16 protein-coding genes and 2 pseudogenes are annotated in these 14,267 nt (G+C 73.7%); 9 read left to right on the top strand and 9 right to left on the bottom strand.

The genetic code is table 11. The features are described from left to right. Positions 1–390: 390 nt before the first annotated feature. Positions 391–864, bottom strand: a complete 474-nt coding sequence (locus ABD437_RS39220) for a hypothetical protein (protein ID WP_344654065.1) — start codon at positions 862–864, stop codon at positions 391–393. 222 nt (positions 865–1,086) lie between these two features. Between ABD437_RS39220 and ABD437_RS39215 the strand changes: the two genes are divergently transcribed. Then, positions 1,087–1,548, top strand: a complete 462-nt coding sequence (locus tag ABD437_RS39215) for an RICIN domain-containing protein (RefSeq protein ID WP_344654064.1) — start codon at positions 1,087–1,089, stop codon at positions 1,546–1,548. Here the strand turns inward: ABD437_RS39215 and ABD437_RS39210 are convergent. Beyond that, positions 1,515–2,528 (bottom strand): Lrp/AsnC family transcriptional regulator, encoded by a 1,014-nt coding sequence (locus tag ABD437_RS39210; RefSeq protein ID WP_344654063.1) that lies wholly within the window; start codon positions 2,526–2,528, stop codon positions 1,515–1,517. The two genes, ABD437_RS39215 and ABD437_RS39210, sit on opposite strands and share 34 nt — an antisense overlap. Positions 2,529–2,606: 78 nt before the next feature. Here ABD437_RS39210 and ABD437_RS39205 point away from each other — a divergent pair, with 78 nt between their 5' ends. After that, positions 2,607–3,902, top strand: a complete 1,296-nt coding sequence (locus ABD437_RS39205) for an MFS transporter (protein ID WP_344654062.1) — start codon at positions 2,607–2,609, stop codon at positions 3,900–3,902. A 34-nt stretch (positions 3,903–3,936) separates the two neighbouring features. Then, positions 3,937–4,377, top strand: coding sequence for an iron chaperone (locus ABD437_RS39200; RefSeq protein ID WP_344654061.1), 441 nt, complete (start codon positions 3,937–3,939; stop codon positions 4,375–4,377). On the opposite strand, the gene ABD437_RS39195 is transcribed toward ABD437_RS39200, so the two are convergent. Next, positions 4,356–5,636: a PQQ-dependent sugar dehydrogenase gene (locus ABD437_RS39195; protein ID WP_344654060.1), complete on the bottom strand. Its 1,281-nt coding sequence runs from the start codon at positions 5,634–5,636 to the stop codon at positions 4,356–4,358. The two genes, ABD437_RS39200 and ABD437_RS39195, sit on opposite strands and share 22 nt — an antisense overlap. Positions 5,637–5,672: 36 nt before the next feature. Further along, positions 5,673–6,440, bottom strand: a complete 768-nt coding sequence (gene map, locus ABD437_RS39190) for a type I methionyl aminopeptidase (RefSeq protein ID WP_344654059.1) — start codon at positions 6,438–6,440, stop codon at positions 5,673–5,675. Positions 6,441–6,506: 66 nt separating this feature from the next. Here map and ABD437_RS39185 point away from each other — a divergent pair, with 66 nt between their 5' ends. After that, positions 6,507–6,773 carry a helix-turn-helix domain-containing protein gene (locus ABD437_RS39185; protein ID WP_344654058.1) on the top strand — a complete coding sequence of 89 codons (267 nt, stop codon included), beginning with the start codon at positions 6,507–6,509 and terminating at the stop codon, positions 6,771–6,773. Here the strand turns inward: ABD437_RS39185 and ABD437_RS39180 are convergent. Further along, the gene (locus tag ABD437_RS39180; RefSeq protein WP_344654057.1) at positions 6,762–7,310 is read right to left on the bottom strand and encodes a maltokinase N-terminal cap-like domain-containing protein; all 549 of its coding nucleotides are present in this window, start codon (positions 7,308–7,310) and stop codon (positions 6,762–6,764) included. The genes ABD437_RS39185 and ABD437_RS39180 overlap by 12 nt on opposite strands. Before the next feature lie 17 nt (positions 7,311–7,327). Between ABD437_RS39180 and ABD437_RS39175 the strand changes: the two genes are divergently transcribed. Continuing rightward, complete coding sequence (locus tag ABD437_RS39175; RefSeq protein WP_344654056.1) at positions 7,328–8,110, top strand: SDR family oxidoreductase; 783 nt, start codon at positions 7,328–7,330, stop codon at positions 8,108–8,110. On the opposite strand, the gene ABD437_RS39170 is transcribed toward ABD437_RS39175, so the two are convergent. Together ABD437_RS39170 and ABD437_RS39165 are read right to left on the bottom strand one after the other, a co-directional pair. Next, positions 8,107–11,241, bottom strand: coding sequence for an AfsR/SARP family transcriptional regulator (locus ABD437_RS39170; RefSeq protein ID WP_344654055.1), 3,135 nt, complete (start codon positions 11,239–11,241; stop codon positions 8,107–8,109). The genes ABD437_RS39175 and ABD437_RS39170 overlap by 4 nt on opposite strands. A gap of 44 nt (positions 11,242–11,285) precedes the next feature. Continuing rightward, positions 11,286–11,363: pseudogene (locus ABD437_RS39165) on the bottom strand (SEC-C metal-binding domain-containing protein); the annotation flags it as partial. 354 nt (positions 11,364–11,717) lie between these two features. On the opposite strand from ABD437_RS39165, the gene ABD437_RS39160 reads away from it, so the two are divergent. Beyond that, a complete protein-coding gene (locus ABD437_RS39160) occupies positions 11,718–12,131 on the top strand; it encodes a nitroreductase/quinone reductase family protein (RefSeq protein ID WP_344654054.1) in 414 nt (137 codons plus the stop codon). A gap of 9 nt (positions 12,132–12,140) precedes the next feature. On the opposite strand, the gene ABD437_RS39155 is transcribed toward ABD437_RS39160, so the two are convergent. Further along, positions 12,141–12,428 (bottom strand): hypothetical protein, encoded by a 288-nt coding sequence (locus ABD437_RS39155; RefSeq protein WP_344654053.1) that lies wholly within the window; start codon positions 12,426–12,428, stop codon positions 12,141–12,143. A 78-nt stretch (positions 12,429–12,506) separates the two neighbouring features. Between ABD437_RS39155 and ABD437_RS43200 the strand changes: the two are divergent. Beyond that, a pseudogene (locus tag ABD437_RS43200) lies at positions 12,507–12,677 on the top strand (helix-turn-helix domain-containing protein); the annotation flags it as partial. Between the two features lie 8 nt (positions 12,678–12,685). Here ABD437_RS43200 and ABD437_RS39150 read toward each other — a convergent pair. Then, positions 12,686–13,726 carry an LLM class flavin-dependent oxidoreductase gene (locus ABD437_RS39150; protein ID WP_344654052.1) on the bottom strand — a complete coding sequence of 347 codons (1,041 nt, stop codon included), beginning with the start codon at positions 13,724–13,726 and terminating at the stop codon, positions 12,686–12,688. Here ABD437_RS39150 and ABD437_RS39145 point away from each other — a divergent pair. Together ABD437_RS39145 and ABD437_RS39140 are read left to right on the top strand one after the other, a co-directional pair. Then, positions 13,725–14,057, top strand: coding sequence for a hypothetical protein (locus ABD437_RS39145; RefSeq protein ID WP_344654051.1), 333 nt, complete (start codon positions 13,725–13,727; stop codon positions 14,055–14,057). The genes ABD437_RS39150 and ABD437_RS39145 overlap by 2 nt on opposite strands. A 13-nt stretch (positions 14,058–14,070) precedes the next feature. Continuing rightward, positions 14,071–14,262: a hypothetical protein gene (locus tag ABD437_RS39140; protein ID WP_344654050.1), complete on the top strand. Its 192-nt coding sequence runs from the start codon at positions 14,071–14,073 to the stop codon at positions 14,260–14,262. The last annotated feature ends 5 nt before the right edge of the window (positions 14,263–14,267 follow it).

Below are 14,267 nucleotides of genomic sequence, written 5' to 3'. Positions count from 1 at the left end.
CCACACGATTACCAGAAGTCGCAGCTCAACCACTTACAGGACACTCGCTAGCCGTTCCGTCCCGACAGGCTGTGTGCGCGAGGCAGCTACGCACCTGCCCGGCGCCGGCCGCACCGCTGACCGATTTCCGTTCGGCGTTCGTCCGGCCACGACCCGGTCCGGTCGGTTTCGCCGCCGGCTGAGCCCTGGCCGGGACACGGAAATCTCGTCGAGCAGCGGGTTGTCGCCGCTCGACCGGCGGACAGCTAGTGGCCGGCCTGGCCATCGACCGCGTGCGCACGATCGCATCGGGCACCTGCCGGTGGCCCTTCCACCGGCCTCCCCGGCCCGTGACTACCGCGCGATCCGCCCCCACACGGCATCCGCGACCTCGGCCCGACGAGGCAGGCCCTAGTCGGACAACAGCTCGCCGTCGAGGTAGTCGCGCGCTCCCTCGCAGACCTGACGGAACGAGCAGGAGACGGTCCAGTACGGGCCGACGACTACACCGCGTTCCTTTTTCGCGCTGCGGGAGAGCTTCCCGAAAGCCTGGTCGGCGTCCTGGCGGGCGGCGCTCGCGCTGTCGAACGTCGAGACGACCGCGTCGCCGCCGCCGCCGGTCGAGCACTTCACGCGCTCCTGGGCCGGCGCGACGCCCTCGGTCACTGGCGTCGTCTGCATGCAGTTCAAGCCTTTGCGCGCCAGCTCGGCGGCGGTGCGTCTTTTGCCGTTTTCGGCGGCGGAGGCGCCCGCGTCGCTAGTGGTCGCGAAGAAGACCGCGGTACCGCCGGCGACGACCACGAGGACGAGTACCGAGAGACCGACCCAGAGGGGTGTCAAACGTTTGCGTGTTGCGGAAGGGCCGGATGACAACATCGACATCATGGCCGGGCAGCCTAAACGCTGTTCGTGGCGGTCCGCGAGGGCCGAACGGCCTGTTCAGGGACTCTTAGGGTCCGCTTCGGGATGGTAAATCCGAAACAATTTTCTGGAGGTCTTAATTGGACAAACAGGTCGTATAACGCGTGATCGCTGTCGGTGGGATCCGGCAAGAGCCTCAAAGTGCCATAATTCGCCCTATGTAGCCCTAAATCTCATGGGGGAATCATGAAGATCTCTACGCGGTGCGTGGTCGGCGGAGCGCTGGCCGGAATCGCGGTCGCGGCGGCGGTGCCGAGCGCCGCGGTGGCCGGGACGTACACCACCTACCGCGACCTCGCGACCGGCTTCTGCCTCGACAGCAACGGGGAGGGGCGGGCGTACACCCTCGGGTGCAACGGCGGCAGCTTCCAGAAATGGGTGCTGCGCTCGGCCGACGGCGGCGTCACACTGCGGAACCTCGCGACGGGGTTCTGCCTCGACAGCAACACCGCGGGGCGTGTCTACACACTGGCCTGCAACGGCGGCAACTACCAGGTGTGGACCCGGACCCGGTACGGCAACCAGGTGACGCTGCGTAATCTCTCGACCGGGCTCTGCCTGGACAGCAACACCGATGGCCGAATCTACACGCTGGGCTGCAACGGCGGCAGCTATCAGCGCTGGACGCCGGTCACCGGGCGGTACTGAGCCGATGCGCTCTCGATCGGGAGAACGGTGCCGGCCCGTTTCAGGGTGCGGATCACCGGTGCCGTCTCCAGCGTGCGGATCGCGTCGAGCGACCCGATGCGCCGGGTGAGGTAGCGCGCCAGGTCGGCGGAGTCGCGGCAGTTGACCGCGGCGAGCAGATTCGTGGGACCGGTGGTGAGGGCCACCAGCGAGGCCTCGGGATGGGTGGCGAGCGCGGACGCCACCTCGTCCAGCTTCGACGGCTGCGCCGAGATCCACAGCCGGGCCTCGGCGTGGAATCCGAGCACGTGCGGTGGCACGTCGACGAGGAACCGGAGCAGACCGGACCGCCGGAGCCCGGAGAGGCGGCGGCGGACGGTCGGCTCCGACCATCCCGTCGCCGCGGCGAGCTCGGCGTGGGTGGTGCGTCCGTCGGCGGCCAGCCGGTCGAGCAGGACCTGGTCGGCGGGGCCCGGGGTGACCGGCTCGGTCGCGTCGTGGTGTGGGGTCAGCCGGGCGACCTGGTCCTCCGTCAGCCGGGCCGGACCGGCCCAGTCGTCGGGCAGCGCGTAGCCGGCGAGCAGGAGATGGGCGGACACCGCGGTGATCCGGGCCGTGCGGGGCAGCGTCCGGAGCAGTAGCGCCTCGCTCTCCTCGGCGCTACGCGTCCGGACGCTGCACGAGATCTCGGTGCCGCCGGACAACAGGTAGACGTAGGACGTGTCGGGCCGGGCGGCGAGTGCTCCGGCGATCGGTGCGGCGGCGTCGGGCAGGCACTGCAGCCGGATCGTCCAGGCCGAGTAGCCCAGCGCCGCACCGTCGAGCGTGCCGGCCACCCGAAGCAGCCCCGCCGTGCGCAGGCGTCGGTACCGGCGCGCGACCGTGTTCTCCGAGACGCCCAGCACCTCGCCGACGAGCCGGAACGAGGCCCGCCCGTCGACCTGGAGAGCGTGCACGAGCCCCTCGTCGACCTCGTCGAGCGTGACGGATTTCGTCGGCATGAGGGGAAGTCTGACAGTTTTCGTCAGTGATTGCGTGCTGGCTGGGGGTCGCGGGCCACCGGCCGGACGCTGCTCCGCATGCGCAAATGGATGCCGCTGGCGGCGGTCTGTCTCGGTTCGTTCCTGTTCCTGCTCGACACCACGGTGCTCTCGGTGGCGCTGCCCCGGATCGGCGCGGACCTGCACGCCTCGCTCGAGAACCTGTCGTGGGTGGCGAACGTCTATCCGCTCGGACTGGCCGTGCTGATGCTGACGACGGGCACGCTGGCCGACCGGTGGACGGCCCGGGCCGTCTACCTGGCCGGTCTGGGGATCTTCGGGGCGGCGTCGCTCGCCTGCGCGCTGGCGCCGAACACCGGGGCGTTGATCGCGGCCCGCGGAGCACAGTCCGTCGGTGGCGCGGCGCTGGCGGTGACGTCGGTGGCGCTGATCGGCGAGGGGTACCGCGGCGCCGACCTCGCACGCGCCCTCGGCGTGTTCGGCGCGGTGACCGGCCTGGCCGCGGCGATCGGCCCGGTGCTCGGCGGGGTGTCGACCCAGTACCTGGGCTGGCGGTCGATCTTCCTGCTCAACCTGCCGCTCGCCGCGCTCACCGCCGCTCTCGGCGCGGCCGCGCTCCGGCCCGGTGCGCGCGGTGGGGCGCGGCGCGGCGTCGACCTCGCCGGTGCCGGCACATTCGGGGTGGCCGCCGGAAGCCTGACCTACGGTGTAACGACCGGCGGCAGCGGGTGGCTGGTCGTGGCGGCGGGTGCCCTGGCCGCGTTCGGGGCCGTGGAACGGCGCAGCGCGGCCCCGCTGCTGGACGTGCGGCTGTTCGCGCGGGCCCGGTTCACGGCGGTGATCGTGTGCGTGGTGGCGTCGACCGCGCCGTTCGGGGCGCTGGTGTGGGTGTCGGTGTGGCTGCAGTCCGGGCTCGGGTACGGGCCGCTGCGTGCCAGGTTCGCGCTCGCGCCGCTGGCCGCGGCGGCGTTCGTCACCTCGCTGACCGCGGGGCGCGGGCGGCCGGGCCGGCGCGTGCTCGGCGGCGGGCTCCTGCTCACCGGCGTGGGTGCGGTGCTGTCGATCGGATCGTTGCCGGTCAGGCTCACCGTGACCGGGGTCGGCATCGGGCTGCTCGGGCCGGCGCTCGGCGCGGCGGTCTTCGCGGCGCTGCCCCCGGACCGCACCGGCCTCGCCGCCGGCGTGCTGACCACGTTCCGGCAGCTGGGTCAGACGGTGGGCGTCGGCCTGTTCGGGGTGCTGTTCCGGAGCGGCGGGCTGTCCGGGGTGCTGATCGCGGCCGCGGTCGCCGGTCTGGCCGGCGCGGTGGTGGCCGCCGGGTTCGAGTTCAGGCGGTCAGGAATCAAGAAGCGACCGGTCGGGTGGGACGCCTAGCGTTCACGACACACCGACCACGAGGGAGCACACCATGGCCACCACCCGGACCGACGGATTCACCGCCGAGGAGCGCGCGGCGATGAAGGAGCGCACCGCCGAGCTGCGTGCCGAGGGGCGCAAAGGCGCGAAGAAGGCCGACGGCCTGCAGGCGGTGCTCGACCGCATCGCGACCATGGCGCCGGACGACCGGGCGCTCGCCGAGCGGGTGCACGTGCTGGTGACGGACACCGCGCCTCAGCTCGCCCCGAAGACCTGGTACGGCATGCCCGCGTACGCCGACGAGAACGGCAAGATCGTGCTGTTCTTCCAGGACGCCGGCAAGTTCAAATACCGGTACGCGACGCTGGGCTTCCAGGACGCCGCGAACCTCGACGACGGCGACCTCTGGCCCACCTCGTTCGCGCTGCGGGGCTGGTCGCCGGTCGTCGAGAAGACGATCGTCGACCTGGTTCAGCGCGCGGTGACGCGGTAGATCGCGTCGGCCTTGTCGTCGCTGACGTACACCGCGTCGTCGGGGCCCGTCACCGCCATCACCGGGCGGCCCCACCGGGACCCGTCGGGCTGCTGGAACCCGGTCAGCAGGGTCTGCTGGGGGCCGAGCGTCCCGCCCCGCCAGGCGAAGAACGACACCTCCGGCGCGCGGGGCGGCTGACGGTTCCACGAGCCGTGCAGGCCCAGCAGCGCACCCGGCCCGAGGTTCCCGACGCCGGACGCGAAGCTCAGGCCGAGCGGCGCCGAGTGCGCCCCCACGCCCTGCTCGACGGGCGGGAGCATCGCGCAGTCGAGCTTCGCGCCGTCGGGGTTGGTCTGGACGTCCCGGACGAACGGGCGGCGCGTGTAGCCGGGGCCCGGGTCCGGGTTGCAGTAGGGCCAGCCCAGGTCGCGGCCCTGGGTGAGCCGGGCCAGCGGCTCGAACGGGTGGTCGTTGACGTACTGCTGGAGCACGGCGCCGCGGTCGGAGCGCCCGTCGCCGTCGAGGTCACGGTCGTGCGGGTACGCGACCTGGTCCCGGCTGTTCACCGCGGTCCACACCGCGCCGTCGGGGGCGACCGCCAGCCCGGTGCCGTTGCGGACGCCGCGGGCGAAGACGGTCGGCCGTCCACCGGGTGTCGCACGGAGGATCGTGGCGCGCTCCGGCCGGGCGTCGCGGTCCGCGGCGGTGATGTTGCCGGTCGAGCCGACCGACACGTACAGCGCTCCGCCCGGACCGACCGCGACGCTCTTCAGCTCGTGCGAGTACTGGCCCCGCAGCTCGGGGCTCCGGTCGTCCGGCAGGTCGTCGACGACCACGCGCCGGCCGGAGAGCGCACCGGCGCGGTAGGTGAACGCGTCGACCTGGTCGCTCTCGGCGACGTAGAGCGTCGAGCCGGCGAACGCGAGGCCGTGCGGCTTGTTCAGGCCGCTGACCAGCGTGCGCTGGGTGGGGGAGGTGCGCCCGGGCGTGAGCGCGACGACGTCGCCGAACTCCGGCCGGGACACCAGCAGGCGGCGGTCCGGCGTCCAGGCGAGCAGGCGGGCGCTCGGTACCCGCGCCCACACGGTCACGGTCCAGCCGGGCGGCGCGTCGAGCCGCCGGACCCGGTCGAACGGCGCGGTGGCGGTGCCGGGCAGCGCACGCACGATCGTCGGGACGAGCGCGGCGGGCGTCGTCCCGGCGCTGGGCGCGGGGGAGAACGCGGCGGTGACGGCGAGACCGGCTGCCGTCACCGCACGTCCGACCGTGGTGATCATTTACACCATTTAACCCATTTGTACGGAGCTAAACGGTCACGCGCGCGTGAGGATCTCCGCGCCCTCCTCGGTGATCGCGATCGTGTGCTCGCTGTGCGCGGTGCGGCACCCGGTCACGCTGCGCAGGGTCCAGCCGTCGTCGTCGGTGACGAGCTCGTCGGTGTCGGCCATGACCCACGGCTCCAGCGCCAGCAGCAGCCCGGGGCGCAGCTTGTACCCGCGACCGGCGCGGCCGGTGTTCGAGATGTGCGGATCCTGGTGCATCGTCGACCCGACGCCGTGCCCGCCGAACTCGGTGTTGATCGAGTAGCCGGCCGCGTTCAGCACCGCGCCGATCGCCGCGGAGAGATCGCCGATACGCGCACCCGGCCGGGCCGCGGCGATGCCCGCGCTCAGGGCGCGCTCGGTCGCGTCGATCAGCGCCAGGTCCGCCGGGGACCGCTTCTGGCCGACGACGAAGCTGATCGCCGAGTCGGTGACGATCCCACCGAGGTTGACGGCGAGGTCGAGGGTCAGCAGGTCGCCGTCGGCGAGCGCGTAGTCGTACGGCTTGCCGTGCAGCACGGCGTCGTTGACCGACGTGCAGATGTAGTGGCCGAACGGCCCGCGCCCGAACGACGGCTCGTAGTCGACGTAGCAGGACTCCGCGCCGGCCTCGGTGATCATCTCCCGGGTCCACCGGTCGATGTCCAGGAGGTTCGTGCCGACCTCGCTGCGGCCCTTCATCGTCTGCAGGATGTTCGCGACGAGAGCGCCGGCGGCCCGGGCCCGGGGCAGGTCGGTGAGGTTGAGGATCTCGATCATGCGACGCCTAACTCGTGCCACCAATAACTATCCCGGCCATAGTATCCCGGTATTAGAATCGGCAGCATGGTCAGGCTGCCACTCACGCCCGAAGAGGTCGAACGCGGACAGCGCCTCGGTGCCCTCCTGCGCAACGCGCGCGGGGAGCGCTCGATGCTGCACACCGCGCTGGACGCGGGGGTGTCGCCGGAGACCCTGCGCAAGATCGAGTCCGGCCGGGTGGCCACCCCCGCGTTCCCGACGATCGCCGCGATCGCCGACGTGCTCGGCCTGTCGCTCGACGCGGTCTGGTCGGAGATCAACCGGGCCGGCCACGAACAACTAGCGTCCTGACGCGACGACGCCGCGGGCCTCCCCGCCGTCGGCGGTGCGCCACGGCACGGACACCTCGCCGGGCTGCGGCGGCGCGTCGGACGTCGTCAGGACGCGGTGGATCGTGACGTCCGAGACCGGCGGCCGGAGCCCGACGCGCACGGTCGGGTCGACGGTGTCGCTCCGCGACTGCGCCTGCGGCTGCACGTCCCCGCGGACCAGCGCGATCAGCGCGGCGCGCAGCACCGGGTCGCCGTCCCCGTCGTACGCGAACCGCGTGCCGAGCACCCCGTGCTCCATCGTCCCGATGAGCTCACCCTCGGTCGGCGCCGCCCGGTAGGTCATCGGCACGAGATACGCGTCCACGTCCGGGCTGGCGGCGTCGAGGACCACCATGATCTCGATGCCGACCTCACCGGCCGGATCGTCAAGCCGGAAGCCACCGGCCTTGGTGAGCCGCGGAACGCCGGACCCGCGGTACCACGGCCGGCGGGGGAGCCACGCGGTGAGGAGCTCGAGCTTCGTCGGGACCAGCGTGGTGTCGTGAACGGTAGCCATGTGCCTAGTGTGGCCGTGTGGAGCTTCTGGTGGTCGGCGGCAGCGGGTTCCTCGGCCGCGAAGTGGCCCGGCAGGCCCACCGGAGCGTCACCACGCACTTCCGTCCGGGCGGGCCGGGCCACCGGCTCGACGTCCGCGACCGCGCCGCGGTGCGCCGGCTCGTCGAGGAACTGCGCCCCGACGTCATCGTGAACACCGCCTACGTGCAGGCCGACTGGGTGACGACCGCGGAGGGCGCGATGCACGTCGCCGCCGCGGCGGCCGCCACCGGGGCGCGGCTGGTCCACGTCTCCAGCGACCTGGTGTTCTCCGGCCGGGACGTCACCTACGACGAGACCTGCGTCCCCGATCCGGTCACCCCGTACGGCGCGGCCAAGGCCGCGGCCGAGACCGCGATCAACGGCCTGCTCGCCGACGCCGTCGTCGCGCGCACCTCACTGATCCTCGGCGACGGCGACTCGGGACACGAGAAGTTCGTGCACGCGCTGGCCGGTGGCACGGCGAGCGGCGGCCTGTACACCGACACGATCCGGTGCCCCGTGCACGTCACCGACCTGGCGGCGGCGCTGCTCGAACTCGCCGCCTCGACGTACGTCGGCATCGCGCACGTGGCCGGCGCCGACGCGCTCAGCCGGCACGAACTCGGGGTGCTGATCGCGCGACGCGACGGCCTCGACGAGGCGGCGCTCCCGGCCGCGCGGCAGGGGAGCGGTCCGCTCGACGTGCGCCTGGACAGCACCCGCACCCAGGCGCGTCTACGGACACGCCTCCGCGGCGCACGCGAGTTCCTGGCGCGTTAGACCCGGCGCGGGACTTCACGCACCCGAACCAGGGCCGCGTCGGCGTCAAGCTCCCAGCCCTCGGCGTACGCCGCCGCGAACCGCCGGTCGCCGAGCGCCGCCTCGCCGTCACGGGTGAGCGCGCGGACCCGCGGGTCGGTGCGGTCGTGCGTGCCACGCAGCCGGGCGGCGACGCCGAGCAGCACGGCCGACTCGTGCCGCTGCCCGCGTCGCGCGGCGAGCTCGGCCGCGGTCACCGTCACCGACGCCAGGATCGGCCGCTCCCCGGTGGCCAGCGCGGCCGCGTACGCGGAACGCACCGCGCGGTCGGCCGCGGCCGGGTCGTCGCGTGCCAGGCCGAGCGACGCGCGCGCGTTCAGCACCAGCGCCCGCGTCGTGTCGGTGCGCACCGGGTGCTCGGCGAGGAGCGCACCGGCCCGGCCGAGGTCCCCGGACTCCAGGAGCAGGACGGCTTCGCACGCGTCGAGCAGCACCTGGATCTCCGCCGGTGCGTGTTCCCCGGCCGCGCGGATCAGCGCCGCCGCGCGGGCGGTGTCGCCCCGGCGCCGGTACAGGTCGCTCCAGAGCAGATCGCGCCGGAGCCGGTCGCCGACGCTGAGCCCACCGAACTCGTCGGCCAGGTCGCGGGCTTCGCGGACGTCGTCGAGCGCGCCGTCGAGGTCGTCGTAGCGCCGGACCCGGGCCCGCAGCAGCAGCACCGCGGCGCGCGACCAGCGGTCGCCGCAGCGGCGGAAGCGCTCCAGCGACGCCTCGACGTGCCCGAGCATCTCGTCGAGCGCGCCCGCGTTCTCGGCCAGCTCGGCCAGGAACAGGTGGGCCAGGCCGGCCGTCCACTCGTCGTCGCCGTCGGCCAGGTGCCGGAAACTCGCGAGCGCGGCCGGCTCGTCGTGCAGGAAAAGCATGATCGGGCCGATCACCCGGTAGTGCCCGGGCAGGTCCGGGTCGCTCGACAGCCGACCGGCCAGCGCGCGCATCTCGGCCCGGTCGGCCGCGGTGGAGCCGGAGTGGACGTCGGCCCGGTTGAACAGGTACACGGCCCGCGCGCGGTCGCGTCCGGGGCCCGGCGCGCCGCCGGGCACCGCCAGCGCCTCGCCCAGCCAGTGGACGGCGTCGGAGTGCCGGCCGGACATCTGCCAGTACCAGGTGAGGTGGAGCGCGAGGTCGATCGCGCCGTCGGCGTCGCCGGCCACGCACCGGTGACGCAGGGCGGCGAGCGTGTTGCCGTACTCGGCGCCGACCAGCCGCAGGGCCGCCGCCTGGTCCGGGCCGCGCAGCAGCGGGTCCTGGTGGGCCATCAACGCGGTGACGTACGCGGCGGCGCGACCGGCGACCGCGTCGTACTCCCCGGCGGCACGCAGGCGTGCGGTGCCGTACTCGCGGATGGTCTCGAGCATGCGGTAACGCCCGGTCTCCGGGACCAGCTGCACCAGCGACCGGTCGACGAGCGCGGGCAGGAGCGCGGCCCCGGCGCCGACGGCCGCGGCCGAGGCCGGCGTGACCCCGCCGGGCAGGACCGAGATCCGTTCGGCGGCGGTGCGCTCGGGCTCGTCGAGCAGGTCCCAGCTCCACGCGATGACCGCGCTCAGCGTGCGGTGCCGGGCCGGCGCGGTGCGGCTGCCGGTGGCGAGCAGGCCGAACCGGTCGGACAGCCCGGCGGCCAGGTCGGGCAGCGAGACGGTGCGCAGGCGGGCGGCGGCCAGTTCGAGGGCCAGCGGGAGCCCGTCCAGCGCGCGCACCACGCGCACGACGTCGGGGCGCGTCACCTCGTCGACCGCGAAACCGGGGCGCACCGCCGCGGCCCGCTCGGTGAACAGCCGCACCGCGGCCGTGGCCGTCGCCGCCGCCACGTCGTCGTCCGGGGCCGGCAGCGCGAGCGGGCCGAGCGGCACGAGCGCCTCCCCGTCGGCGGTGAGCGGCTCGCGGCTGGTGGCCAGCACGCGCAGGTCGGGGCAGCGGGCCAGCAGCGCGGCCACCAGGTGCGCCGCCGCGTCGATCACGTGCTCGCAGTTGTCGACGAGCAGTAGCGTCCCGGGTGCGCCGAGCTCGCCGACGAGCGCGTCCAGCTCGTCGTCGGCGGAACGCATCCGGCCGACGCGCAGCCCGAGCCCGGTGAGCACGGCCGCCGCGATCTCCGCCGGCTGGGTCATCGTCGGCTGGGTCATCCCCGGCTGGGTCACCACTGAGAGGTCGACGAACCGGACAGCGTCGGCGCGGCGGCGGGCGGCCTCCAGCGCGAGCCGGGTCTTGCCGGCGCCGCCGGGCCCGAGCACGGTGACCAGCCGCCCCCGGCCGAGCAGGTCACCGATGCGGGCGAGGTCGTCGTCGCGGCCGATGAAGCTGGTCGTCGACGCGGGCAGGGTCCGGTGCGGCCGGTGGCTGCGGCCGTCCAACAGGCGGGCGTGGCGGTCACGCAGTGCCGTGCCCGGGTCGGCGCCCAGCGCGTCGGCCAGGTGGGTGCGCAGCTGTTCGTAGACGGTCAGCGCCTCGGCCTGGCGGCCCTGGGCGGCGAGCGCGTCGATCAGCAGCGCGGCGGCCTGCTCGTGGGCCGGTCGCTCGGTCAGCAGCCCGGTGAGCCGGGCGACGGCCTCCTCCGGGCGGCCCAGCGTGATCTCGGCGTCGGCCAGGTCGGCGACCGCGTCGACCGAGAGGCGCGCCAGCCGGGTCGCCACCGCGGGCGCGGCCGCGGCGACCACCGCCGGTTCGGCGCCCGGCCGGTCACCCCAGAGCGCGACGGCCTCGGCGAGCGCGGCGTGGGCGGCTCCGGCGTCGCCGGCCCGCAGGTGGGCCCGCCCGGTGGCGGTGAGCAGCTCGAAGCACAACGCGTCCACATCGGTCTCGTCGACGGCCAGGAGGTACCCGGCCGGCGTCTGCGTGATCGGCGCGCCGAGCGCCCGCCGCAACCGGGACACGAGGTTCTGCAGCGCGGCGGCGGCGCCGGACGGCGGTTCCTCGGCCCAGATCGTATCGATCAGCGTGGCCGGCTCGACCGCGCGGCCACCGGCCAGCGCCAGCCGGACCAACAGGCTCCGCAGCCGGACGCCGGCCACCGGCACCTCGTCGGCGCCGCGCGACACCCGGAACCCCCCGAGCACCGTGACACGAAGCCTGACCACGCCCCGATCTTCGCCCATCGGGTGCTCCGCTCGCCGCCGGGTTCGCCCCTGGGACGGGGCGGTCAGGGGCGGACGTAGTAGTGGCCGTTGGTGTCGTCGTAGCGCCCGCCCGGGCGGCAGCAGCGACGGAACCGCCGTCCGGAGCCGCACGGGCAGGGGTCCTTGCCGCCGAGCTTCTCGACGAGTTCGGTGTCGAGACCGACGACCCGGTTGCCGCGTTTGACGTGGGTCTCGCTAGAGGGAACCCCCGGCGGCGCTTGCTGCTCGGCTCAAAAGGACGTCTCGAACTTCTCGGTGCGGCCCATGTCGATCTCCTCCGCGCGTTCCGGTCTCCGGCGCTCGGGACGGTACGGGCCCGTGGCCACCACGCGCGACCGACTTTCTCACTGGCGTGCCGGGATGCTGACCTCGCGACGGCGGATCATCTGCGGCCGGTGACCAGCGAACCCCGGGTTACCGCCGAGGAGGTTGAAGTGTCCACTAGCGTGGGTGCCATGGCTTCGTTCAATGACACGGTGATCGAGAACTTCCGGGCGAACGACGGTGTGCTCGGCGGCCACTGGGAAGGCAAGACGGTTCTGCTCCTGCACACCCCCGGCCGCAAGTCCGGGAAGAACTTCGTCAACCCGCTGGTGGCGGCCCCGTTCGAGGGCTCCTACATCGTCTGCGGCAGCGCGGGTGGCGCACCCGAGGACCCGCAGTGGGTCGCGAACCTGGAGGCCCTCGACGGGCCGGCGACGATCGAGCTCGGCGCCGACACCGTCGAGGCCGACGTCCGCGTGGTCCGTCCGGGCAGCGACGACTGGGAGACGCTGTACGGCACCTGGCGCGAGTACTGGCCGGACGCCGCCGACTACGAGACCAAGACCGACCGGAAGTTCCCGGTCGCGGTCGTCACCGTGCGCTGACGCACCCGGTCACGGGGCGTCGACGCTCTCCACCTCCAGGCAGACGTGGTTGAAGCCGCTCACCGCGAGGCTCGCGTCGAAGACGGTCTGGGCGACGTCGCCGGGCACCTGCGTGAACTCCAGCGCCAGGCCGCGCGGCACCCCGGGGTGAGCGTGCCGGCGGCGATCGGCGCGCAGTGCGTCCGCGCTGCCGTTCCGGCCGGAGGCGGTGGGCGACGACGTGCTGATCGCGCCGGGGCCCTCCGTGCCGCTGCCGGAGCTCGCCCGGTCGTTCCGGTCGGCGCACACCGTGCTCACCGCGGGCTCACCGGAGCGCACACGCTCGAGGACCTGAGCTGGCGCGCGGCCGCCGCCCACGCCGGCGAGGTCAACGGGATGCTCCGGGCGCGCTACCTGGAGCCGGTGGCCGCGCAGGGTCCGTTCGGTGAGCTGATCCTCGAGGCGGTGGCGGCGTACCTCGCCGAGGACCGCAACGTTCCCCGCGCGGCCCGGGTGATCCCGGTGCACGTGACCACGGCGCGTTACCGGTTGCGGCGGTTCGAGGAGCTCACCGGTCAGTCGCTCGACTCGACCGAGACGATGGTCGAGGTGAGCTTCGCCCTCTCGGCGCGGAGCGAGGGCGCGATCTCCGTACCGAGGCGGTCCAGCGAGGCCTGGACCAGCCCGTCCGGTAAGCCGCCCCAGTCCACCAGCAGCGACAGGCGGTCGTAGCCGACCACCTCGTGCAGCTGCGCCAGCTTCTCGGTGACCTGCTCCGACGTGCCGATCATCAACGCGCCGCGCGGGCCGCGTCCGGCGTCGAAATCGCTTCTGCTGACGACGTACCCGCCTCCGCCGGGCGACTTGGGGCGGAGGAAGTCGTGGTAGTGGCGGTAGGTGTCGGCGGCTTCGCGCGCGGACGCGGCGCCGAAGTAGTGCGCGGCGACGCCGACCCGGAGGCGGTGCTCGTGCGCGGCCCCGGCGGCCCGGTAGAGGTCGACGAGACGGCGCAGGTGGGTGGGGTCGCCGCCGAGGTAGCCGAGGATCAGCGGCAGGCCGAGCGCCCCGGCGCGTGCGGCGCTGGCCGGGGTGCCGCCGGCGCCGATCCAGACCGGGAGCGGGGCCCGGGCCGGGCGGGGCACCACGACCGCACCCGTCAGGGGCGGGCGGTGCTCGCCCCGCCAGTCGACCGGCGTCTCGTCGCGGAGCCGCAGGAGCAGGTCGAGTTTCTCGGCGAACACCTCGTCGTACCGGCGGATGTCGACCCCGAAGAGCGCGAACGGCTCCGGGTAGGCGCTGCGCCCGACGGTGATCTCGGCGCGGCCACCGCTGATCAGGTCCAGCGTGGCGAAGTCCTGCTGGACCCGGACCGGGTCGTGGACGCTCAACACGGTGACGCCGCTGGTCAGCCGGATGTTCCTGGTGCGCGCGGCGATCGCCGCCAACACCGGGACCGGCGACGAGACGGCGAAGTCGGGGCTGTGGTGCTCACCGACCCCGACGACGTCGAGGCCGAGTTCGTCGGCGCGGACACCGAGCTCGATGATCTGCGCGATCCGGGCGGCCTCGGTGACCGGGTGCTGCCGGTCGGACAGGGACGCGATGCCGATCTCCATGACTCTCCCCTTAACTGGAAGACCTCTTCCGAATAGACAGTTCCCGGGTGTCGCGGCGCTGGAGGAGGAGCGGCAACGGGGGTTCCGGGAGTTCGTGCGGCTGGTCCGGCGGGCCAAGGCCGACGGAGTGCTGCGCGCGGACTTCTCCCCGCACGACCTGCCGCTGATCATGATGGCGACCGCCGGGGTGACCCGATCGGGTTCACCGGCGCTGGGCGTGGCCGCCGATCGGCTGGTCGGCTACCTCCTGCAGTCGTTCGCGGCGGTCGGCAGCGACGCGGTACCGCGCCTGCCCGCCGTCCGTGCCCTCTACGAGGCCTTGGAGGCCTAGCTACGGTCGACGGATGAACTCGACGTGCCCGGTGTGCGGTGAAGAGGGGCGGCCGATCCTGTTCGGACTGCCGTCGAAAGAGGGGTTCGAGGCCGCCGAGCGCGGCGAGTACGTGCTCGGCGGGTGCGTGCTGCCGTCGGAGCCGGTGAACCGGGCGTGCCCGAACGCCCACCGGTGGGACGACCGCTCGGCCGCGACGCCGTAGGTGGT

It is taken from the genome of Cryptosporangium japonicum (assembly GCF_039524755.1).
GTDB lineage: Bacteria > Actinomycetota > Actinomycetes > Mycobacteriales > Cryptosporangiaceae > Cryptosporangium > Cryptosporangium japonicum.
Note: the sequence above shows the minus strand (reverse complement) of the source record. Positions and strands in the feature narration are given on the sequence as shown.